Genomic DNA, 22,284 nt, shown 5'->3' with positions numbered 1-22,284 from the left:
CCTTCATGAACGTCGGAAGGAAGTGTCAGGTACGACAATACAGAAGAGAATGGGAGAGATACAAATGAAATTACAACTCGCAATTGATTTAGTCGATACAGCAGGTGCGATTGCTTTAGTCAAAGAAATCGGGGAAGACAATTTAGATATCGTTGAAATCGGCACACCGGTCGTCATCAACGAGGGGCTCCGCGCCGTTAAAGAAATGAAAGCCGCGTTCCCGAACTTAACAGTCCTCGCCGACTTGAAGATCATGGATGCTGCTGGCTACGAAGTCAGCCAAGCTGTCGCACACGGTGCTGACATCGTGACGATCCTTGGTGCAGCCGAAGACATGTCGATCAAAGGGGCAGTCGAAGAAGCGAAAAAATCAGGCAAACAGATTCTCGTCGACATGATTGCTGTGAAAGATATCGCGACACGGGCGAAAGAACTGGATGCATTAGGCGTCGACTACATCTGTGTCCACACAGGTTACGATCTCCAAGCAGTCGGTCAAAACTCGTTCGAGGATCTTGCGACAATCAAATCGGTTGTGACAAACGCAAAAACAGCTGTTGCGGGTGGCATCAAGATGGAGACGTTACCGGAAGTCATCGCTGCACGTCCTGATTTGATCATCGTCGGTGGCGGGATCACAGGACAAGATGATAAACAAGAGACAGCGTCAACGATGCACCGGATGCTACAAGAGGCGTAAATGACACACATTCAAACGATTATCGATGAACTGACTTCGACAGTTGAAGCGATCGATGCGACGGAGACGAAAAAACTGGCAGACGCTGTTCTTCAAGCGAATCGGATCTTTCTCGCAGGAGCTGGTCGCTCCGGCTTGATGGGGAAAGCGTTCGTCATGCGGTTGATGCACATGGGACTCGACGCGTATGTCGTCGGCGAGACAGTCACGGCGAATTTACGCGAGGGTGACTTGTTGATCGTCGGTTCCGGTTCGGGTGAGACGAAAACGTTGGTACCAATTGTCGAGAAAGCACAGCAACTCGGTGGAACCGTTGCCGTTGTCACGATCAATTCGACGTCGACGTTAGCACGATTAGCCGACTTAGTCGTAAAACTGCCTGGAGTTCCGAAAGAACAAACGGCATCAGCGGACGAGACGGTTCAACCGATGGGATCGTTGTTCGAACAGACGATGTTGTTGTTCTATGATGGCTTGATTCTGCAGATCATGGAAGACAAACAGCTCGATTCGCAAACGATGTACGGGAAACATGCCAACTTAGAATGAAACATACGAAACAGATTAGTTCTCTTCTTCAATAGAAGGGAGCTAGTCTGTTTTTGTCTACAGATCTTTCATGTATAAATGCGTATTAATCAGAAATTCTCCTTTCCCTCTTTTCGTAATTTTCTTGAAGACTTAGTCCCGCAACGTGAGATACTCAAAGAAAGGAAAAAAGAGGAAAAGGAGATTGTCATGCGATTTCAACGGATTGGTGTAATCAGTGCTTTACTCGCTGCAAGTATCTTGAGCGGTTGTGCAGAACCGGACCAAGTTCCGCCTTTGAATCAGCTTAGGTCACACTGGATCGAGGATAATACTGCTGAAGATGTAAATAATCCTGATGCGATCGTGCAACGCATTAAAGCGAAAGACTTTCTTGAAAAGGATTCTTTTGAAGCGGATTTTCGACGTCACGTGACGTTTTACTTTAAAGATGGAACGAAAGCGCATCCGACTGAACGCGATATCTGGAGTAGTATCGTTGTCGGAAATCATGCTTACGTGACACTGCATTACCCAAAAGGAGCAAATCGTCTTGCTGTACTAGAGTATACCAAGCAAGAGAAGAACTGGATTTTAGGAGGCGTCTCATATGACGACGTTCAAAACATTAAGAAGAGTAGTTCTGCTCGCGGCTTGAATTTACCGTTCTCGACATTCCAAGCGATTATGAGTAGTTCGACTCCTAATGGGGACGATAGTGTCTGGTTCTTCCACACGAAGTCCCAAACGATTCTGCTTACCGTTGTTCCGAAGCAAGACGTTCAAGGCGAAGACTGGAAGGAAACGACGCTTGCAAACGGACAGACAGCTTATTTCCAGCAGAAACAAAAGAGAACGAACCTCTATTACGTCGAGGACAATCAAATTGTCCTCCTGTCCGGTAACGTGTCGCTAGCACAATTAAAAAAATTAGCACGATCGATTGCTCCTGTCGACGCTACTGATTTCCCGTATTCTTAAACAAAAAAATCCGGACGCTGCGGCATCCGGATTTTTATTTACCATTTGAAATCAAAATCAGCACCGACATCTTTTGCGAGGTGGGCATCTGATCCATAGACGAGTGGAATCGATAACGACTGCGTGACTTGCAGGAGTTCCGGGTAAGGATAGGAAAGACCACATAACGGCTTCCGGAGTCCTGCCGTATTGACGTCGAGTGCGAAGTTCGCCTGACGGATCTTTCGTAACGTGTCGTCGAGATTCGTTGGATTCGATTCGAGCGGATAGGCTTGGATGAACTTCGTCGGTAACGTCAAGTGACCGAGTCGCTTCGGCTGGTGTGCACCGAGGTCCGTCATGACGAGGGCTTGGATCCCTTCATAATACCGTTCATGGACCGCCGTGACGCTTCCGAGTTTCGTGACGATCTCACCGAAGCTTTCCTTGCTGAAGTCGACGCCGTAATACTGATCATCAATGTATAAGTAATGCAGTGAAAGAATTCCGTCGGTCAAGACGTCAGCGTAGCGAGCGATGATATCACGCGTACCTTCGACATGTCCTTCCCAGTAGTCGAACTCCATCCCGATCCGGATGTCGATCTGATTCTTGTATGTCTCGCGGAGTTGCGTTAATTCCTTCAGGTAGGCATCAGCTGTCGCGAACGACATTCCGGAATCGTTATCTGGCGCAGGATCCGTCACACCTTCAGGTAAAGGGGCATGTTCCGTGAAGCTGATCCGTTCTAAGCCTTGCTCTAAGGCACGCTCGATGTAGGCTTCAAGTGGATCCTTCGTACCGTGGGGACAATATGGACTGTGGACGTGACCGTCCCATTTCAATAATTGCATGATAAACCCTCCGATTTTTTAGAATTGGCAAGCAAAGCGATTGACAATGTGCCCGAAACGCGGTATCTTATCGTTAAATAATTTAGCGTGGTACAGTGATAATAAGATAAAGGAGTGGGAGTATGCAATCATTTTCTACGATTCGACTCAAGGATGGAGCGACAGATTACGTTGGTGCCTCGGCAACGCGGCTCCAACAGGTCATTCGTCAGCTCGAAGATGGACTCGAACAATCTAACTATACCCGATTAATCACCCCCTTAATTGAGGAAATCGGTGGACGGGAACAGATTCGGATGGATTTTACGACTAGTGTCGCGCGTGCACTCAGCGAACGTGGTCGCGAACAATATAAACGTGTCTTCTACAGTGGCTCCGTCTTTCAACCGGAAGAAAAGTTCCAAGTCGGATTCGAGGAACGGGGACAAATCGCGGAAGTCGAAGCAATTCAACTTGCGGTCCGACTCGTCGAAGAACTGACAGGAAAAGAAGTTACACTCTCGATCGGTGATGCCGGTCTAATCGAGCATTTGATTGAGACGCGCGTCGGTGATCACCACTTACGTGATCAAGTGACGCAGATGCTGCGTTTACGTAACGTCATCGAACTAAAGCGGATTGCGGGTCAACTCGATGATGCCTTACTTGCGAAACTTCCTTTGTTGTTCGGACGTGAAGGAGCAGAGACGATCCTACCGTACGTCGACGAAACACGACTCAATGCCGTGCTTGATCTCGCGGAAGCCGTTAATGCCGATCTCGACTTCGGTCAAATGGGCTTACAGACGTACTACGACGGGATCACGATTCACGGTTTCATCGAAGGCGTGACGGAACCTGTCCTCGTCGGTGGACGCTACGACCGGCTTTATGAACAATTCGGACAAGAACAACAGGCGTTCGGCATCGGATTCTCGGTCGAACGGTTGGCGGAGGTGCTCTAAATGCGAATCGGAATTACAAAAGGACGGCTGTCGAAAGCGACAGAACGTTATTTAAAAGAAGCTGGCGTCGAGACATGGGGAGCCATTGAACGCGAACTAATCGTCAAACGAGGCGAGCACGAATTCGTCTTCATGAAAGGATCAGACTTGATCCCGTACGTTGCCCAAGGAGTTCTTGATGTCGCGATCACCGGCAGTGACATCTTACTCGAATCAGATCAAGAATTATCGGAACTGGCGGAATTACCGTTCGGTGTCTGCCGGATGTCCGTTTGTGCGAAGGAACCGCTACAATTCGAAGGTGGACGCCGCGTCCGGATTGCGACGAAGTATCCGGTCATCGCAAAACGTTACTTCAGTGAACTCGGTGTCGACGTCGACATCGTACCGTTGAACGGCTCCGTCGAGTTGGCACCGTTACTCGGTCTTGCTGACGCAATCGTCGATATCGTCGAGACAGGTGAGACGTTACGGGCAAACGGACTAAATGAATACGAAAAAATCATCGATATTAGCGCTCGATTCTTTACGAGCGAATGGACGCTAAAACGGAAGCGGGTTGAAGTCATCCGCTTGCTCGAGCAATTGACAGAAGGAGTGACACGATCATGACACCGACAAAACCTTTCAGCATCGATCGCGACACGGAGCTCGCGGTCCGCGCGATTCTCGAACGCGTCGCAACAGACGGTGACGCTGCTGTCCGCGATTACACGAACCAATTCGATCAGGTCGATCTTGAAGATTTCCGTCTCAGTGAAACACGGATCACACAAGCGTTCGAACAGGCAGACGCTAACTTGATCGACTCGTTGAAGTTGATGGCGACGCGACTTGTCGAATGGCATGAACAGGAACTTCCGTCTGACATCGAACTCGTCGAAGCAGACGTGACACGACGTCAACGGTTCGTTCCCGTTGATTCGGTCGGAATCTACGTACCGGGTGGTGCAGCAAGTTATCCGTCGACGGTCTTGATGAACGCGATCCCAGCGAAAGTCGCCGGAGTCGAACGCGTCGTCATGGTGACGCCGATGACGAACTTAAGTGATGAGGTTCTCGTTGCTGCACGCATTGCCGGTGTGACAGAAATCTATACGATTGGTGGAGCACAAGCCGTCGCCGCACTGACATTCGGAACAGAAAGCATCCAAGCCGTCGATTTAATCGTCGGACCCGGGAACCGCTTCGTCGCTGAAGCAAAACGCCAAGTCTACGGGATCGTCGGCATCGACTCGGTCGCCGGTCCATCGGAAGTTGTCGTCATCGCTGACGAAACGGCGCATCCGGACCGGATCGCAGCCGACCTCCTTGCGCAAGCTGAACACGACCGTGACGCTGTCGCGATCGCCTTCGTGCCGACGGAAGAGATGAAACAAGCGGTAGATGCGGAGATCGAGCGACGCTTACAACAATTGCCGCGTCAAGAGATTGCCCGTCGTGCAATGGAAAACGGTGGCGTCTTCGTCGCTCCACTTGAGAAAGCGATCGAAGAAGCGAACCGTCTCGCAGCGGAACACTTGGAACTTGCCGTTGCCAATCCGCAAGAGGTCGTTAAATCGATCCGTCACGCCGGGATGATTTTCCTCGGTCACGAGACACCGGAAACACTCGGCGATTACGTCGCCGGAACGAACCACGTCTTACCGACATCCGGAACAGCTCGTTTTGCGTCTGGATTATCAGCACGGACGTTCCTGCGCCACCAGACGATGCTCGAAGCAACACGCGCAGGCGTACAACGTCTCGCGAACGCAGCGAAGACCGTTGCCCGGGTCGAAGGACTCGAAGCACACGCACAAGCCATCGAAGTGAGGGAAGACTAATGCGATTACACCAAAACGAACGATTCACGACCCACAGTCCAGTCGGGATCGAAGCGATCCAGGAATTGATCGCAACGTTCCCTTTAAATGAATATCCTGTCGAGATCATCGATCAAGTTAAGGCGTCGTACGCGACGTACGCTGGTGTCCGTCCGACGCAACTCGTCGCCGGGAACGGATCGGATGAGTTGATCGGCTACTTATGTGCCCGCTACGGTGGACCTGGCATGCCAGTCATCGCCTCGGAACCGGACTTCGTCATGTACCAGTTCTACGCTGACCGAGCACGGGCACCGTTTGAACGGGTACCGCTACTCGACGAAATGGCGCTTGACGTCGACGGATTGATCGCAGCTCCTGGTGAGATCATCTTCTTGAGTCACCCGCACAATCCGTCCGGTGTCCTCCGCAAGGAAGCGGACATCCGTCGTTTGCTCGACAGTGGCAAATACGTCGTCATCGATGAGGCCTATATCGACTTCGCGCTCGAACAGTCGATGCTTCACTTACTGGAGGAATATCCGAAAGCGATCATCTTACGGACGCTCTCGAAAGCGTTCGGACTCGCATCACTTCGACTCGGATTCGTCATCGCGAGCGAACAAATCATCCAAGAAATCGAACAGATTAAATCACCGTATAACGTCTCTGGTCTATCGGCAGCTGTCGGCATCGCCATCATGGCAGAACCGGAACTCGATCGGGTCTTAGAAGAAACGTACGCGAGCCGTGAAGCAATTGAACGGATTCTCGCGCCAATCGGCAAGACATATCCGAGTGCGGCGAACTTCGTCTACGTCGAGTATCCGGAAGCCGAACGTTTTACGCAGCGTTGTGCTGACGCCGGATTACGGATCCGCTTGTTTAACCAAGCTTTCCGTGTCAGTTGTGGATCACCAGAAGCAATGCAAGTATTAGAAATGTGTGTAGAGGAGGAATTACGATGCGGCGTGGCGCAAGCGAACGAGTAAGTGCAGAGTCAGACATCAAGGTCGAGGTCGATCTCGCAGGAGGTCCCGTTGAAATTAAGACCGGTGTCGGCTTCTTTGATCATATGTTGACGTTATTTGCCTTCCAGGCCCGGATCGGTCTGAAGGTAACCGCAAAAGGTGATACGTGGATTGATGCCCACCACACAGTCGAAGATACAGCGATTGTTCTCGGGGCAGCATTGACGGAAGCACTCGGTGATAAAGCCGGGATCGAACGCTACGGCGAATCGCGTGTACCGATGGATGAGACCCTTGCGTCGGTCGTCCTTGATTTCAGCGGTCGTCCGTTCACCGTCTTCCGTGCTAGTTTCAAGAATCCGAAGCTCGGTGACTTTGATACGGAACTCGCAGAAGAGTTCTTCCAAGGCTTATCCCGGAGTGCCCGGATGACGATTCATGCTGAAGTCTTATATGGCTCGAACACACACCACATGATCGAAGGGTTGTTCAAAGCACTCGGTCGGGCCGTCCGTCAGGCAGTCGCCGTGACGAGCGAAGGCGTACCGTCTACGAAAGGGTTGATTGATCAATGATAGCAATCGTCGATTATGGCGTCGGGAATATCGCGAATGTCGAGCGGGCGTTAAAGGAGCTCGGCGAAGCAGTCATCGTCACGAGTGACACGGAGTTGCTTGACCAAGCAGAAGCACTCGTCTTACCGGGTGTCGGTGCCTATGCACCGGCAATGGAGCGCCTGAAGGAAACGGGACTCGTCGACTTCTTAAAAGAACAAGCCGAAAAGAAACCGTTCCTCGGGATTTGTCTTGGGATGCAACTGCTCTTTGAATCGAGTGACGAAGATGGACTGACGGAAGGTCTCGGGATTTTACCGGGAACGATCGAAAAATTACCGAATGACGTCCGCTTACCACACATGGGTTGGCACCAACTGACGAACCACGGAGAAGCGGTCTATTTCGTCCACTCGTACGGCGCTGTTTGTGACCCAGAATGGATCGTCGACGCGGTTGAATACGGACGTCTTGTTCCGGCAATCGTTCAAAAAGGACAAGTCACCGGGATGCAGTTCCACCCAGAGAAGAGTGGCGAAGTCGGACTGAAACTACTGAAGGAATGGAGAGAGACAACATGCAACTCTACCCAGCAATCGATTTAATGAGCGGACAGGCGGTGCGCCTGAAGCAAGGAGATTTTGACCAACAGACATTCTTCGGCGATGCGCTGACGATCGCGAAGCGCTTCAAGGAAGACGGGGCAACAGCGATTCACCTGATCGATCTTGACGGCGCGAAAGCCGGCGAACCGTTACACTTGAACTTGATCGCCGACATCAAAAAGGAAACCGGTTTGTTTGTTGAAGCCGGTGGTGGTGTCCGTAACATCGAGACGGTCGAAGCATACGTCGGTGCCGGAATCGACCGAATTCTCGTCGGCACGGTCGCCCTTGAAGACGAAGCGTTACTCGAACAGATGATTGCTCTCGCTGGTGATAAACTGGCTGTTGCCTTGGATGCAAAAGAAGGCATCGTCCAAACACGCGGCTGGCTCGAAGCGAGCGGTTGGACGCTCGAAGAGGCGATGACGCACCTGATCGGTAAAGGCATCAAGACGTTCCTTTATACAGACATTTCGCGTGACGGAATGATGATGGGACCGGACGTTGATGGACTCGATCGTTTAAAACGGGAAGGGGTCGAATTGATTGCTTCCGGTGGTGTGACGACAGTCGATGACGTCGCGCGCCTCAAAGAAATCGGGATGGACGGAGCGGTCGTCGGTCGGGCGTTACTTGACGGATCACTTGCCTTAAAAGAGGTGTTACGCGTATGTTGATGAAACGAATCATTCCCTGTCTTGACGTCAAGGAAGGACGTGTCGTCAAAGGGGTCAAATTCCAGAACTTACGTGATCTTGGTGACCCGGTCGCCGTCGCGAAATACTATTACGAGCAAGGGGCGGACGAACTCGTCCTGCTCGATATCTCAGCAACGCAAGAAGGGCGCGAGACGATGCTTGATATCGTCGAACGCGTCGCGGAAGTCATTTATATGCCGTTTACGGTCGGTGGCGGAATCAAGACGATCGAAGACGCGAAACGCTTGATTCGTGCTGGTGCTGACAAAGTCTCACTCAACTCGTCAGCACTTCAAAATCCACAACTGATTCAAGAAGTCAGCCGCCTGTTCGGTGTCCAAGCGACGGTCGTCGCAATCGATGCGAAGCAGACGGGCGACTCGTGGGGTGTCTTCTCACACGGTGGAACACAACCCGTCGGACGTGACGCGATCGAGTGGGCGCAGGAAGCCGTTGCCCTCGGTGCCGGCGAGTTACTCGTCACATCGATGGATGCTGACGGCACGAAGGACGGGTATGATCTTGCCTTGATCCGTCGTCTACGTGAAGTCGTCAATGTGCCGATCATCGCTTCCGGTGGGGTCGGAACGCTCGATCACTTAGCGGAAGGGTTGGAAGCAGGCGCTGACGCGGCCCTTGCTGCTTCAATCTTCCATGAAGCGACATACACGATGCCGGAAACGAAAGCCTACCTCAAAGAACGGGGAGTCGAAGTCCGATGACGACATTGAATTTTTCAAAAGGACTCGTCGCTGCCGTCGTCGTCGACGAGCAGACGAACGATGTCTTGATGGTCGGCTTCATGGACCAAGCCGCCTATGATAAGACGCTTGCGACCGGTCTTGTCACCTTCTTCTCGCGGACGAAGAATCGTCTTTGGACAAAAGGGGAGACGAGCGGGAATACGCTTGAGCTCAAACGGATGTGGATCGACTGTGATCAGGATAGTCTCTTGATCACGGTCAAAGCGAATGGTCCGACATGCCATACCGGAAATCGCAGTTGTTTCTATACGGAAGTGGAGGTGCCCGATGTTATACGAACTGGAACAGACCGTCAAAGCGAAGATTGACGCGAAAGAAGCAGAATCCTATACGAACTATTTGATTGCTTCTGGATATGAGAAGATCGCGAAGAAGTTCGGCGAAGAGGCATTTGAAGTCGTTCTCGCTGGTAACGATACGTTAGCAGAAGAGACAGCAGACTTGTTGTATCACTTAACGGTCTTGCTCGCTGAGCGCGGTGTCTCATTCAAAGAAGTCGAAGCCGTCCTTAACGAACGTCACGGTACAAAATCGACGTTCAAGGATCGCCCGGATATTGAACAATGGTAAACGACATCCACATCGCATAGACGGTGTGGATTTTTGTATAAGCGGGAAAAGACAAACAGATGACGGTTGTCATCAAATCGACAGAATCTTTCGATAGGCACGCTGTCGCTTCAGAGCGTATAATCAAAGTGTTAGTCTTGTGTCATTAGAAAGTAGGTGTTCGGTTGGTTACCAAAAAAGAACTTAAGCAAACGATCAAGCAACAATCGAAAGAAACGATCGAAGAGCTACTCGCGAAAGGTGACTCCTTGAAAGAGGAGATCGCCAGTGCCATTACACACGGATTGGGTGTCATTTTCAGTATCGTCGCGCTCGTGATGTTGATCCTGCAGGCGACGAAATCCGGCAGCGCTTGGAACGTCACTGCTGTCAGTATCTTCGGGGCAACGATGATTCTCCTTTATCTGTTCTCGACCTTGATGCATTCGCTGATGCATACGAAAGCAAACAAGGTTCTACAAATTTTAGATCATGCTGGCATCTATCTCTTGATTGCTGGTAGTTATACACCGTTCGCCTTGATCACGCTCCGTGGTCCGCTCGGCTGGACGTTACTCGGGATCGTCTGGGGTGTCGGAACGCTCGGCATCATCTGGAAGCTTTATTCGACCGGTAAATATGTCTGGATCTCGAATGCGTCTTATCTGATCCTCGGCTGGTGTTGTCTGTTTGCGATCAAGCCGATCTATGAAGCACTCGGATTACAAGGATTCTTATTGCTCCTCGGTGGTGGACTTGCGTACTCCCTCGGCGTCATCTTCTACGTATGGGCACGCTTGCCGTATAACCACGCGATTTGGCATCTGTTCGTCCTTGCTGGTAGTGTGTTGATCTTCCTGTCGATTTTCTATTACGTTGCTCCGGCGACAATGTCATGAAAAAATTACGGCTCCGGGACTGGCTCCCGCTCACGCTGTATTTTATGTTTGGACTTGGATTGCTCCTGTATTTCCGGATGTCGGGAATGTTGGAGCAATTCGACATTCAAGCATTATCGGATTGGGTACGGGATCAAGGTCTGACAGGGATGTTGCTTTACGTACTCGCTTACACGATTCGACCACTCGTCTTTTTCCCAGCAAGCCTGTTGACCATTTTTGGCGGTTATACGTACGGTCCATGGCTCGGGACATTGCTCGACGTCATTGGTGCCGGTACCGGCGGTTTGCTCAGCTTTTGGATCGCCCGGTTGCTCGGTCGCCGTGGAGTTGAGAAATTGATTGGGAAAGGGAAGCTGAACGTGCTTGACGAACGGATTGCGACGAACGGCTTCCTCGTCGTGCTCGTCGTTCGATTGATTCCACTGTTTCCGTTTGACGCGATCAGCTATGCGTCCGGATTGTCAAAAATTCGCTTTAAACAGTTCGCCATTGCCAACTATCTCGGGATCATTCCCGGTGCGTTCGTTTACAACAATATCGGCTCAAGCCTTCGCGATCCGTTCTCCTGGCAATTTTTCGTTGCGATCGGGCTGTATGTCCTATTCTTTGCCGTAGGACTTGTTGCTCAACGGATTCTCAAAAATAAACGAAATAAAGAGCGTATGTAAGCGCTTTATGGCATAATATGAGTGCAGAGATGTGAACCGATACGGTAAAACAGCCTAGCATTTATTTAGGGGGAATCATGAGTGATGGAAAAAGTACTACGGGATGGTTTTATCTTCTTATCGCAAAACAAGACATTGAACGGTCTCGCCAAGCGATACGGGCTTAAATTCGGAGCAAGTCGCTTCGTGGCAGGGGATTCATTGGAAGCATCAAAACGGGCGATCCAGGAATTGAACGCAAAAGGGTTATGCGTCACGATGGACCATTTAGGGGAGTTCATCTCAACGGTGGCAGAAGCAGAGATGATGACACAAGAATGTATTCGTGCGGTTGAGATGATTGCGGAAGAAAAATTAGACTCGCAACTCTCGTTGAAACTGACATCACTCGGACTCGATATCTCGGACGACTTGATTCGCTCGAACATGGAACGGATCTTAACACGGGCGAAAGAACTCGGTGTCTTCGTCACGATCGATATGGAAGATGAGCCACGTTGTGAAAAGACGATTCAATTGTTTGAAGAATTGCGCCAATCTTTCGATAACATCGGAACAGTCATCCAGTCATACCTCTACCGGTCGGAAGATGACATCAAACGTGTCGGACGCTTCGAGACGAATCTCCGGATTGTCAAAGGGGCTTATAAAGAGCCGGCAACGGTTGCATTTCCAGAGAAGGAAGACGTCGATCATAACTACATCAAGCTCGTGAAGTTACAATTATCACTCGGAAACTATGCTGCCGTCGCAACACATGACGATGCGATGATCGAGCAAGTCATCCGTCACGCTAAAGAAAACGGAATCGAAAAAGACCAGTTCGAATTCCAGATGTTATTTGGTATCCGGGTCGAGCGTCAACTCGAACTCGTCAAACAAGGCTATAAAGTCCGTGTCTACGTTCCTTATGGACGTGACTGGTACGGTTACTTCATGCGCCGCTTAGCAGAACGACCGGCAAACGTTGCCTTCGTTCTCAAAGGAATGGTCAAAGGATAAGAAGAGAAGGCGATGCAACGTTGCATCGTCTTTTTTTGATTCAGAGAGGAGAGGACGGAATGGTGCGAACAGAACAAGAGTTAAAGGAACTGCTACAACAAGACTCGAGTGTAACGCCTGGATTACTCGATGAGTTACTTCTACATATCGGTTCGACGAATTCTGAGTTACGAGATGGATTGATCTATCCGCAGTTAGCGACCTATATCGCATCAGAGTCCTTTACGATAGAAGACACCAATCGAATTTTCGATTTTATTTTAAGCGGGCATGGGTTGATGTATAGAATGGGAACAGCGGACACAACAGCTGTTCTGACGCGATCATTTTCAGCATTAGCACTCGCTGAATTGTTAGTGATGGACAAAACCCGATACTTATTGACGCAAAGTCAGCTGAATCGGCTGTCCACTTACTTACAAACCTATTTGGAGCAAGAAAAGGATGTCCGTGGATTCATTGACGGAATGGGGTGGGCACACAGCATGGCACATATCGCAGATGTCTATGCGGTTTGGTTTACGCACCCAGCGAGTCGTCCAGAGGAGGAACTCGGAGCGATTGATGCGATGATTCGTCAGTTGACGCGGTCCGATTATCTCTATGTCGATGAAGAAGCGGACCGGATGGTGACGGCATGGTTGCAAGCTTGTCGCCATGGACTGTCGGAAGATGTCCTATTGCAACGAATCGAACGTAATATTAAGGAGTGGCTTGAGAGTGACGTGACATGGGGAGATGCGGAGTGGACGACGTATCGTAATGTCAAACAGATGCTACAGACATTCTATTTTCGACTGAAATGGGAAGAACGATCAGATCACATTTTGATTGAAGAATGGTTGCGACAGGTACATCAGCGAACGCATGGAGGATAAAGCATAGTATACCGGACGTCCCTAGCATCTTCGCTTTCCTCAGGCGGGAAGTAAGCCGCGGCACCTCACATTCCATGTGATTTGCCGGGTCTTCCTCTTCCCTGACGGAAGCATGGTTCATGCTTCCTTTTCCTGCAGGAGTCGAAGATGCCCGGTTCGTCCTAAATGAACAAACATCAAAAGCGATCGATTTCCGTCAATGGAATCGATCGCTTTTGAGTTCTTTGAATAACAAATGAGTGCGTCCTCCTCACATGTCTTCACCCGACTCCTACAGGAAAAAGCGCGATGTTTCATCTCGCGCTGTCAGAGACAAACAAGACCCGGATTCGTTATCCGAAGGATGAGGAAGACTGGCTTGTGTCTCGCCTGAGGAAAGCGGGTGAGAAGACAGTGAGGTGAATAGTGCGTTACATCGATCATTTCGCATCATGGCCAAATGATATTACCTAGAAACACCATCCCAGCAAATAAACCAATCATTAAGAAGACAGTAGTTTGTGGTTGGAAACGTTTCTCCCGATAACGTCGAAATAAACGGTCCCCCAATGCCTGTATACAGAATAAGAGACCAATAAAGAGTAGGAAGAATTGCCATCTTTCTAGAACATCGAGAGCATCAATGTAAAATAAAAAAACAATACATAAAGCTATTAATATAGACGTATAAAAGGTACTGTGTGACATATTTATCTCTCCCTTACAGCCGTCGTCTGAAAAGCAAATAAACACGAGAAAGCATGGGCTTGATCCAGTAACCGATGCCCCGTCATGACGGCGCCTTCCTTTTGGATGATTGCTTCATCGAGTAACGTCCAACCCCGTTCTTTAGCTAGCTGCAGCAGTTCCCACGGCATCATCGTATTCCCCATCGCGACTTCCTCACCGTAGAGACGACGATAAGCAAGTTGACGCGGAGCGGCTGTCGGACCAAGTAGACTGATGACGACAAGCGGGGCGACACGTTCGATTTCTTCTAAAACCTTTACGGGACGTGTCGACCATTCAAGTGAGTTGACGGCGAGGACGACATCAAACGCATGATCGGCGAACGGCAATGCTTCACCCGTTCCAACGATGAACGTCTGCTCGGGTGACTTCTCACGCGCGATTCGGATCATCTCGTCTGAGACATCGAGTCCGACTGTCTGAAAGTCCGGTGTCAGTAAGCGACAGGCTGCCCCATCACCGCAACCGAGATCAAGCAAGCGACCACCGGTGATTGTTTTTCGTAAGAACGGCAAAACGGTTTTCCGACTGCCGTTTGTCCACATATCGTCAGCGCGATCCGCCCAGTCAGCGGCTTTTTGATTCCATACATGCTCGGTTTGACTCATTTCTATCCACTCCTTTTTATCAGTCTAACAGGAAAATTTGTCCATTGACTGATTTTTTATTGCTACTGAATCATTATTCATTTATGATGAAGATGTAGAAGAAGCACACCAAAGTCGTTCGGCTTCTTTTTTTGTCAGTATAATGAATGGTTGTTCATTCAATTTAAACTCAGGGGGTATATCATGGCGAGTCAAATCGGTCAGCCGACCACAATCCAGTTGACGAAACACATCCAATTCGCCGTCATCATCGGTTCAGGGGTGATGGGTGCAGGCATCGCAGCACATCTTGCGAATGCTGGCATACGGACATTGATGCTTGATATCGTACCAAAAGAACTTACGGCACAAGAAGAGAAGCAGGGCTTGACGCTAAGTGATCCGCGCGTCCGTTCCCGCATCGCGCGCGATAACCGCGAAAAACTCTTGAAACAAAATCCAGCACCACTCGCGTCGAAAAAATTGATCGACTTCATCGAGGTCGGAAACTTAGAAGACGACTTAGAGCGTCTGAAAGAAGCGGACTGGATCGTTGAAGTCGTCGTTGAACGACTCGATGTTAAACAGCAATTGTTTAAAACGATTGAACCGTTCATTCGGGAAGACGCGATCGTCAGCTCGAATACATCGGGTATCTCGATCGAAGCGATGCGTGAAGGGCGTTCGGAGTCGTTCAATCGTCGTTTCCTCGGGACACACTTCTTTAACCCACCACGTTATCTGAAGTTACTTGAGTTGATTCCGACGTCAGACACGGATCCGAGTGTCGTCGACTTTATGAAGCAATTCGCAGAGGAACGACTCGGGAAAGGCGTCGTCATTGCGAAGGACACACCGAACTTCATCGGTAACCGAATCGGGACATACGGTCTCCTCGTGACGATGGATGAGATGAAAAAAGGTGGCTATTCGATCGGGGAGGTCGATTCGGTCACAGGTCCACTCCTTGGTCGCCCAGGGTCAGCGACGTTCCGGACACTCGACGTCGTCGGCATCGACACGTTCGTTCACGTCGCAAACAACGTCTATGACTTGTTGCCAGAAGGCGAAGAGAAGGAGACGTTCGCGGTTCCGGCTGAAATGCGTCGCCTTGTCGAACAAGGAGCACTCGGTGCGAAGACGGGTCAAGGCTTCTATAAGAAAGTCGGAAAACAGATCCTTGAACTTGACCTCGAGACATTTGAGTACGTTGAAAAGAAAGCGCTTACTGAACCGTCAATCGGACAAGCTAAAGCACTTCCGGGCGCAAAAAACAAACTGAAAGCCGTCGTCTTCGCACAAGATCGTGTCGGTGCCTTACTCTGGCCGATTCATGCGAAAACATTGCTCTACTCGGCTCAGCTGACAGGTGAGATCGCAGACGACATTAAAGCGATCGATGAAGCAATGAAATGGGGCTTCGGCTGGAAGATGGGACCGTTCGAGACATGGGACGCACTCGGCGTCGAGAAAACGGTCGCGAAGATGAAACAAGATGGTTACGAAGTACCGGCATGGGTCGATGAGATGCTCGCGGCAGGAAAAACGAGTTTCTATGATGCGTCCGGTCGTCATTATGACACAACGACACAAGACTACGTCGGAGCAACGGTCAATCCGAAGGAAATCCGTCTCCGCGACGTCCGGAAGTCAAACGGTGTTCTCCTTGAGAACAACGGGGCACGCTTGCTTGATATCGGCGACGATGTCGCAGTCCTCGAGTTCACTTCGAAGAGCAATGCGATTGGTGTCGACATCATGCAGATGATCGAACAGTCGGTCGATCTCGTTGAGAAAAACCATCGTGGTCTCGTCATCGCGAACGATGGCAAGAACTTCTGTGTCGGTGCGAATCTAGCGATGATGCTGATGGAAGCGGAAGATGAAAACTGGTTCGAGCTCGACTGGATCATCAACAAGTTCCAACAATCGATTCAAAAGATTCGTTATGCATCGCGTCCAATCGTCGCTGCACCACAAGGGATGACGCTTGGTGGCGGTACGGAGATCTCGCTTCCGGCAGCTCGTCTGCAAGCCGGGCTTGAAACGTATATGGGTCTTGTCGAAGTCGGTGTCGGTCTGATTCCAGGAGGCGGCGGAAACGTCAATACGTATCGTCGACTGTTAGAAAACACACCGGACGGACTCGTCAATATCGAAAAAGCAGCACAAAAAACGTTCGAAAACGTCGCGATGGCAAAAGTCTCAAAATCAGCCTTTGAAGCACGCGAACTCGGATATGTCCGCTCCGTTGATCAAATCTCGATGAACCGGGATCACTTGACGTATGATGCGAAACAACTCGTCCTTGAACTGGACCGGACCGGCTACACGGCACCAGCGAAAGCGAAGATTCCAGTCGTCGGTCGTGCTGGGAAAGCAACGCTTGAACTCGCGACACGCGAAATGTTCTACGGTGGCTATATCTCGGAACACGATTTGAAAATCGCTAGTAAACTGGCACACGTCATCGCCGGTGGAAACGTCGCCTTCGGTAGCTACGTCGATGAACAATATATGCTCGACATCGAACGGGAAGCATTCTTGAGCCTGATCGGTGAGATGAAGACACAACAACGGATGCAGCACATGCTCGTCAAAGGCAAGCCGCTTCGTAACTGAGGACTGGGGGGATTCGGATGAAGGAAGCAGTAATCGTCGCCGGTGCACGGACACCGGTCGGAAAAGCAAAAAAGGGCGCATTCAAATCGATGCGCTCGGATGAATTAGCAGGCATCGCCATCCAGGAAACGTTGAAACGGTCCGGTTACACGGGAGCGGTCGATGACGTCATCCTCGGATGTGCCTTACCGGAAGCAGAGCAAGGGATGAACATCGCCCGTTACGCTTCAGTCCTCGGTGGATTATCACATGAGGTACCGGCAATCACGATCAATCGCTATTGCTCAAGTGGACTACAATCGATCGCTGACGCAGCGATGAAGATCATGACGGGGCAAGCAACTGCGGTCGTCGCTGGTGGACTTGAATCGATGAGTCAAGTCCCGATGCCAGGTCACGTCGTCCGACCTAATCCGTCGATCGTCGACACGGCACCGGAATACTACATGAGCATGGGGCATACAGCGGAGCAAGTCGCTGCGACCTACAATGTCTCACGGGAAGATCAAGATGCGTTTGCGTTGAAGAGTCACCAAAAAGCAGCGGCAGCCATCGCAGCTGGTAAGTTTGCTGACGAAATCGTCCCGGTAACGGTGACGGAACAATTCGTCAATGATGAACTGAAAATCGAAGAGAAGACATTCATCGTCGAACACGATGAAGGCGTTCGTCCGGATTCGTCACCGGAAGGTCTTGCGAAACTTCGCCCAGCGTTCCGCCTCGGCGGTAGCGTCACAGCAGGGAACTCTTCGCAGACGTCAGACGGTGCGGCTGCTGTCCTCGTCATGGAACGGGAAGAAGCAGAACGCCAAGGGTTACCGATTCTCGGAAAGTTCAAGTCGTTTGCGGTCGGTGGTGTCCGTCCGGAAGTGATGGGAATCGGACCAGTCGTTGCGATTCCGAAAGCACTTGAACTCGCAGGCATCACGCTTGAGGACGTCGGATTGATCGAGTTGAACGAAGCGTTCGCATCGCAGTCACTCGGTGTCATCCGCGAGCTTGGATTAAACGAAGACATCGTCAACGTCAACGGTGGAGCGATCGCCCTCGGTCACCCACTCGGTTGTACAGGAACAAAACTCACATTGACGCTCTTGAATGAAATGAAACGTCGGAATGTCCAGTATGGTGTCGTCTCTATGTGTATCGGTGGCGGAATGGGCGCAGCAGGCGTATTCGAACTAGTTGAAGGAGGAACAGGACAATGAGCCAAACGACAAACGAATTAATCAAAGGTGGCAGTTTCGTATTAGATGAGTTAGCACCAGAACGTCTCTTCACACCAGAGGATTTCTCGGAAGAACACAAAATGGTCGGTGACATGACAGCGAAGTTCGTCGAAGATCGTGTCGTTCCTGTCCTTGACCGAATCGAAAAACACGAGTTCGAATTATCAGTCGGTCTCCTCCGTGAAGCAGGCGAGCTTGGTCTACTCGGTGCAGACGTTCCGGAAGCATACGGCGGCTATCAGATGGATAAGATTTCGTCTTCGATCATCACGGAGAAGTTCGCGCGCGGTCGTTCATTCGCCCTCAGCTACGGCGCACACGTCGGAATCGGTTCGTTGCCGATCGTTTTCTTCGGAAACGAAGAGCAAAAGCATAAATACTTGCCGAAGCTCGCTTCAGGGGAGTGGATCGCTTCGTACGCGTTAACGGAACCAGGCTCTGGTTCGGATGCTCTTGGTGCCAAAACGACGGCTGTCTTGAACGAAGCTGGTACGCACTACATCTTGAATGGTGAAAAACAATGGATCACGAACGCTGGTTTCGCAAGCTTGTTCGTCGTCTACGCAAAAATCGACGGTGACAAGTTCACAGCCTTCCTCGTCGAAGGATCGTATCCAGGCGTCTCGACAGGCGTCGAGGAACAGAAGATGGGAATCAAAGGATCATCGACACGGACGTTGATCTTACAAGATGCAGAAGTACCAGTCGATAACGTCCTTGGTGAGATCGGACGCGGTCACGTCATCGCCTTCAACATCTTGAACGTCGGTCGTTATAAATTAGCTGTCGGTGCTGTCGGTTCGTCAAAACGGGCGATCGATCTCGCAGTCCAGTACTCGAACGAACGGAAACAGTTCAAGACACCAATCAGCTCGTTCCCATTGATTCAAGAAAAACTCGCAACGATGGCAGCACAGACGTATGCGATGGAAAGTTCGGTCTACCGGACGGGTGGTCTGTTCCAGGACAGCCTCGATCAGTTGTCAGAAGAAGAGAGCAAGGACGGTAAGAAAATCGCCGATGCAATCGCGGAGTACGCAATCGAGTGCTCGATGAACAAAGTCTTTGCTTCGGAAACATTTGATTACGTCATCGATGAAGCAGTTCAAATTCACGGTGGTTACGGCTTCATGGCAGAATATGAAGTCGAGAACATGTACCGTGATTCACGGATCAACCGGATCTTCGAAGGAACGAACGAGATCAACCGTCTTCTCGTTCCAGGAACGTTGCTGAAGAAAGCGATGAAAGGCGAGTTGCCGTTGCTTGCGGAAGCACAGCGTCTGCAACAAGAAGTGATGAGCTTCATGCCGACAGAAATCGGAACAGCACCACTTGATCGCGAACGCCACTTACTCGCGATGATGAAGAAGATCTTCTTGTTGACTGCCGGAACAGCGGTCCAGAAATACCAGGACAAACTCCAAGGCGAGCAAGAGATTTTAGCGAATACAGCCGACATAATGAGTGCGATCTATGCGCTGGAGTCAGCGATCGTCCGGACGGACAAAGCGATTGCCGACAAAGGCATCGAGAAGAGCGAACTGAAAGTCCGTTACACGGAAGTCTTCGCACAACAAGCGTTCGAAGCTGTCGAGCGTGACGCGAAAGAGACACTCTACGCGGCAGCAAGCGGCGACGAACTCCGGATGTTGCTCTCAGCGCTGAAAAAATTCAGCCGTTACCAGCCAATCAACGTCATCGGTACGAAACGCGACATCGCAAAACGTCTCATCGAGTCAAACAAATATACGGTCTAAGTCAGGTTTACCGCTTCGCCTTTGCAGGGAAAATCTCTGTAAAGGCGAAGTTTTTGGTTGGAGGAGGAAAACGAGATGCGCCAAGAATTGGTTGAACTGCAATTTGCGATTGCCTACTATCAATCCCTTGAACGTTTGTCGCCGGAAGAATGGGATCTGCCGCTTGCACTTAATAAGTGGACCGTCCTTGAGTGCGTCAGTCATCTGTATTTATGGGACCGGTTTTATTACGATCATGCCATCTCGAAGTTACCGGATGAACCGTTGACGCTCGTCGAGACGGATTTTGATCAGTTCAATCGACTGGCGGTCGAATATGCGCATCATATCGATCCGCTTGCTTTGTTGAAAAAAGCGATCAGCGTCCGGCGTGACATCGTCAATCACCTCGATCGTTTGTCTGACGAGCAGTTTGAAGCAACCTATGAGGATTTCCGACCACTTACATTCGTCGAGTCGTTCGTTGCCCATGACGCGCATCACCAAGATCAGATTGACGGGGCGCTCGCACGCTTGAAGCAGAAGTGATCCATCTGCTACTCTTGAAGGTGAGGTGAGGAACATGACAAAAACAGTCACGATGTACGGCTATCCGAAATGTAGTACGTGCGTCAAAGCAAAAAAAGCACTCGAACAGCACGGTGTCGAAGTGGATTACAAACATATCGTCGAGGAGACACCATCTGCAACGACGATTCAGGAACTTCATCAAAAGAGTGGAGAGCCACTGAAGAAATTCTTCAACACGAGCGGTCAATCATACCGTTCGCAAGGGATCAAGGACAAACTTCCAGAGCTATCAGAAGACGAGCAATACAAGTTACTCGCAAGTGACGGCATGTTGTTGAAGCGTCCGATCGTCACAGACGGGAAAGACGTCACGATCGGCTTCAAGGAAGAAATGTATCAAGGAAAATGGTATTAAGTTCAGAGTCGATTTTGGTATACTGAACACGTTAGTCCAAATTAGTCCACAGGGGGAATCGGAAATGAGTCAAGTAAAAGACAACTTACGCTATTCGGAAGAACATGAATGGGTCGAAGTATCAGGAAACAAGGCGCGCATCGGAATCACGGATTTCGCGCAACACGAACTCGGGGATATCGTCTTCGTCGAATTGCCTGAAGTCGGGGATACGATCTCAGCAAACGAGCCATTCGGTTCAGTCGAGTCGGTCAAGACAGTCTCGGAATTATACGCACCGATCTCTGGTAAAGTCGTTGCCATCAACGAAAACCTTTCGGATTCCCCAGAACTCGTCAACGAGTCACCATTCGAAGGCGCTTGGATGGTCGACATCGAAATCGAAGATGCATCACAAGTCGAAGCATTGATGGACGCTGCGGCGTACAAATCGATGATCAACGAGTAATACTTAACGAAAAGAGAGTGAACGAGGCGCTTGCGTTTCGTCCGCTCTCTTTTTTTTGTATACTGACGTCAGATACCACGAAGAAAGGAGCGACCGTCATGCAAGAGGTCACGACCGTCCCGGAAAACGGACTATTGTATGTCTATGCACCGATGTGCGGGACATGCGCCATCGCGGAACGAATGCTTGATATCGTCGAAGCGACGGAATCAGGTCAATCGATTCAGAAGGCGAATGGGAATTTCATTCCGGATTTCTTAGAAGAAGCCCGTGTCATGAGTGTTCCTGCGTTGTTGCGAATTGAAGAAAATCAAGTCGTAGAGCGACTTTATGCTTTCCAGTCCGTTCAAAACGTCTTTGCTTTTTGTCAAGAACGGTAAGAAAAGTCCGACTGGATTTTTCTTTTTGTTAAATTGTCGGAATATTTACAATAATCCGTTGACAACGCCGAAATATGAATGGTATATTCATAACAACTTCTAGAAATGCATTATAGGAAGTCTAGCAGAGATGATCGTTCAATACGCTTCAAGTCTTGAACCCTTTCTCTCATCCTAAGCCGGTGTATTGTTTCCCCTTAAGTCGTCCCCCAAAGACGAAGC

General features: G+C 50.2%; 24 protein-coding genes and 1 pseudogene. 23 read left to right on the top strand and 2 right to left on the bottom strand.

The features are described 5' to 3' along the window. Positions 1-64 precede the first annotated feature (64 nt). From hxlA to KNQ03_RS06115, 3 genes are all read left to right on the top strand, one after another. Complete coding sequence (gene hxlA, locus KNQ03_RS06125; RefSeq protein WP_023469194.1) at positions 65-700, top strand: 3-hexulose-6-phosphate synthase; 636 nt, start codon at positions 65-67, stop codon at positions 698-700. Next, a complete protein-coding gene (gene hxlB / locus KNQ03_RS06120) occupies positions 701-1,249 on the top strand; it encodes a 6-phospho-3-hexuloisomerase (RefSeq protein ID WP_214723873.1) in 549 nt (182 codons plus the stop codon). A gap of 189 nt (positions 1,250-1,438) precedes the next feature. Continuing rightward, positions 1,439-2,209: a hypothetical protein gene (locus tag KNQ03_RS06115; RefSeq protein WP_214723871.1), complete on the top strand. Its 771-nt coding sequence runs from the start codon at positions 1,439-1,441 to the stop codon at positions 2,207-2,209. Positions 2,210-2,247: 38 nt separating this feature from the next. Here KNQ03_RS06115 and hisJ read toward each other — a convergent pair whose 3' ends face one another. Next, complete coding sequence (gene hisJ, locus KNQ03_RS06110; RefSeq protein ID WP_214723869.1) at positions 2,248-3,042, bottom strand: histidinol-phosphatase HisJ; 795 nt, start codon at positions 3,040-3,042, stop codon at positions 2,248-2,250. 122 nt (positions 3,043-3,164) lie between these two features. Between hisJ and KNQ03_RS06105 the strand changes: the two genes are divergently transcribed. From KNQ03_RS06105 to KNQ03_RS06040, 13 genes and pseudogenes are all read left to right on the top strand, one after another. Further along, positions 3,165-3,986, top strand: a complete 822-nt coding sequence (locus KNQ03_RS06105) for an ATP phosphoribosyltransferase regulatory subunit (protein WP_035396343.1) — start codon at positions 3,165-3,167, stop codon at positions 3,984-3,986. Then, positions 3,987-4,598: an ATP phosphoribosyltransferase gene (hisG, locus tag KNQ03_RS06100; protein ID WP_023469189.1), complete on the top strand. Its 612-nt coding sequence runs from the start codon at positions 3,987-3,989 to the stop codon at positions 4,596-4,598. Then, a complete protein-coding gene (hisD, locus tag KNQ03_RS06095) occupies positions 4,595-5,812 on the top strand; it encodes a histidinol dehydrogenase (protein WP_029342453.1) in 1,218 nt (405 codons plus the stop codon). Before hisG ends, hisD begins: the two co-directional genes overlap by 4 nt. Next, a complete protein-coding gene (locus KNQ03_RS06090) occupies positions 5,812-6,783 on the top strand; it encodes a pyridoxal phosphate-dependent aminotransferase (RefSeq protein ID WP_214723867.1) in 972 nt (323 codons plus the stop codon). Before hisD ends, KNQ03_RS06090 begins: the two co-directional genes overlap by 1 nt. Next, on the top strand, positions 6,756-7,337 hold the full coding sequence (gene hisB / locus KNQ03_RS06085) for an imidazoleglycerol-phosphate dehydratase HisB (RefSeq protein WP_035396348.1): 582 nt from the start codon (positions 6,756-6,758) through the stop codon (positions 7,335-7,337). Before KNQ03_RS06090 ends, hisB begins: the two co-directional genes overlap by 28 nt. After that, entirely contained in the window at positions 7,334-7,921 is a 588-nt protein-coding gene (gene hisH / locus KNQ03_RS06080; RefSeq protein ID WP_023469185.1) for an imidazole glycerol phosphate synthase subunit HisH, read from the top strand. The genes hisB and hisH overlap by 4 nt, the downstream gene beginning before the upstream one ends. Further along, positions 7,894-8,598 carry a 1-(5-phosphoribosyl)-5-[(5-phosphoribosylamino)methylideneamino]imidazole-4-carboxamide isomerase gene (gene hisA / locus KNQ03_RS06075; protein ID WP_029342450.1) on the top strand — a complete coding sequence of 235 codons (705 nt, stop codon included), beginning with the start codon at positions 7,894-7,896 and terminating at the stop codon, positions 8,596-8,598. The genes hisH and hisA overlap by 28 nt, the downstream gene beginning before the upstream one ends. Continuing rightward, a complete protein-coding gene (gene hisF, locus KNQ03_RS06070) occupies positions 8,592-9,341 on the top strand; it encodes an imidazole glycerol phosphate synthase subunit HisF (protein ID WP_023469183.1) in 750 nt (249 codons plus the stop codon). Before hisA ends, hisF begins: the two co-directional genes overlap by 7 nt. Beyond that, positions 9,338-9,953: pseudogene (gene hisIE / locus KNQ03_RS17025) on the top strand (bifunctional phosphoribosyl-AMP cyclohydrolase/phosphoribosyl-ATP diphosphatase HisIE). The gene hisF and the pseudogene hisIE overlap by 4 nt, the downstream one beginning before the upstream one ends. Before the next feature lie 218 nt (positions 9,954-10,171). After that, positions 10,172-10,831 (top strand): PAQR family membrane homeostasis protein TrhA, encoded by a 660-nt coding sequence (gene trhA, locus KNQ03_RS06055; protein ID WP_035396436.1) that lies wholly within the window; start codon positions 10,172-10,174, stop codon positions 10,829-10,831. Next, positions 10,828-11,502, top strand: a complete 675-nt coding sequence (locus KNQ03_RS06050; protein ID WP_023469179.1) for a TVP38/TMEM64 family protein — start codon at positions 10,828-10,830, stop codon at positions 11,500-11,502. The genes trhA and KNQ03_RS06050 overlap by 4 nt, the downstream gene beginning before the upstream one ends. An 84-nt stretch (positions 11,503-11,586) precedes the next feature. Then, positions 11,587-12,504, top strand: coding sequence for a proline dehydrogenase family protein (locus KNQ03_RS06045; protein ID WP_023469178.1), 918 nt, complete (start codon positions 11,587-11,589; stop codon positions 12,502-12,504). 59 nt (positions 12,505-12,563) lie between these two features. Beyond that, a complete protein-coding gene (locus KNQ03_RS06040; RefSeq protein WP_133207669.1) occupies positions 12,564-13,382 on the top strand; it encodes a DUF2785 domain-containing protein in 819 nt (272 codons plus the stop codon). Positions 13,383-14,071: 689 nt separating this feature from the next. Here the strand turns inward: KNQ03_RS06040 and KNQ03_RS06035 are convergent. Beyond that, a complete protein-coding gene (locus tag KNQ03_RS06035) occupies positions 14,072-14,719 on the bottom strand; it encodes a class I SAM-dependent methyltransferase (RefSeq protein WP_064299446.1) in 648 nt (215 codons plus the stop codon). Between the two features lie 183 nt (positions 14,720-14,902). On the opposite strand from KNQ03_RS06035, the gene KNQ03_RS06030 reads away from it, so the two are divergent. The 7 genes from KNQ03_RS06030 (at position 14,903) to KNQ03_RS06000 (ending at position 22,062) form a co-directional block, all read left to right on the top strand. Then, entirely contained in the window at positions 14,903-17,320 is a 2,418-nt protein-coding gene (locus KNQ03_RS06030) for a 3-hydroxyacyl-CoA dehydrogenase/enoyl-CoA hydratase family protein (protein WP_149427760.1), read from the top strand. A 17-nt stretch (positions 17,321-17,337) separates the two neighbouring features. After that, on the top strand, positions 17,338-18,528 hold the full coding sequence (locus KNQ03_RS06025) for an acetyl-CoA C-acetyltransferase (RefSeq protein WP_149427759.1): 1,191 nt from the start codon (positions 17,338-17,340) through the stop codon (positions 18,526-18,528). After that, positions 18,525-20,309, top strand: a complete 1,785-nt coding sequence (locus tag KNQ03_RS06020; protein WP_023469171.1) for an acyl-CoA dehydrogenase family protein — start codon at positions 18,525-18,527, stop codon at positions 20,307-20,309. Before KNQ03_RS06025 ends, KNQ03_RS06020 begins: the two co-directional genes overlap by 4 nt. 75 nt (positions 20,310-20,384) lie before the next feature. Beyond that, positions 20,385-20,837 (top strand): DinB family protein, encoded by a 453-nt coding sequence (locus tag KNQ03_RS06015; RefSeq protein ID WP_149427758.1) that lies wholly within the window; start codon positions 20,385-20,387, stop codon positions 20,835-20,837. 34 nt (positions 20,838-20,871) lie between these two features. After that, positions 20,872-21,234: an arsenate reductase family protein gene (locus KNQ03_RS06010; RefSeq protein WP_023469169.1), complete on the top strand. Its 363-nt coding sequence runs from the start codon at positions 20,872-20,874 to the stop codon at positions 21,232-21,234. 64 nt (positions 21,235-21,298) lie between these two features. Then, on the top strand, positions 21,299-21,682 hold the full coding sequence (gene gcvH, locus KNQ03_RS06005) for a glycine cleavage system protein GcvH (RefSeq protein ID WP_029342437.1): 384 nt from the start codon (positions 21,299-21,301) through the stop codon (positions 21,680-21,682). 98 nt (positions 21,683-21,780) lie between these two features. Continuing rightward, on the top strand, positions 21,781-22,062 hold the full coding sequence (locus tag KNQ03_RS06000; RefSeq protein WP_023469167.1) for a thioredoxin family protein: 282 nt from the start codon (positions 21,781-21,783) through the stop codon (positions 22,060-22,062). The last annotated feature ends 222 nt before the right edge of the window (positions 22,063-22,284 follow it).

Source organism: Exiguobacterium sp. s143, assembly GCF_018618895.1.
Classification (GTDB): domain Bacteria; phylum Bacillota; class Bacilli; order Exiguobacteriales; family Exiguobacteriaceae; genus Exiguobacterium_A; species Exiguobacterium_A abrahamii.
The sequence above is the reverse complement of the archived record's forward strand: the minus strand, read 5'-3'. Positions and strand labels throughout refer to the sequence as shown.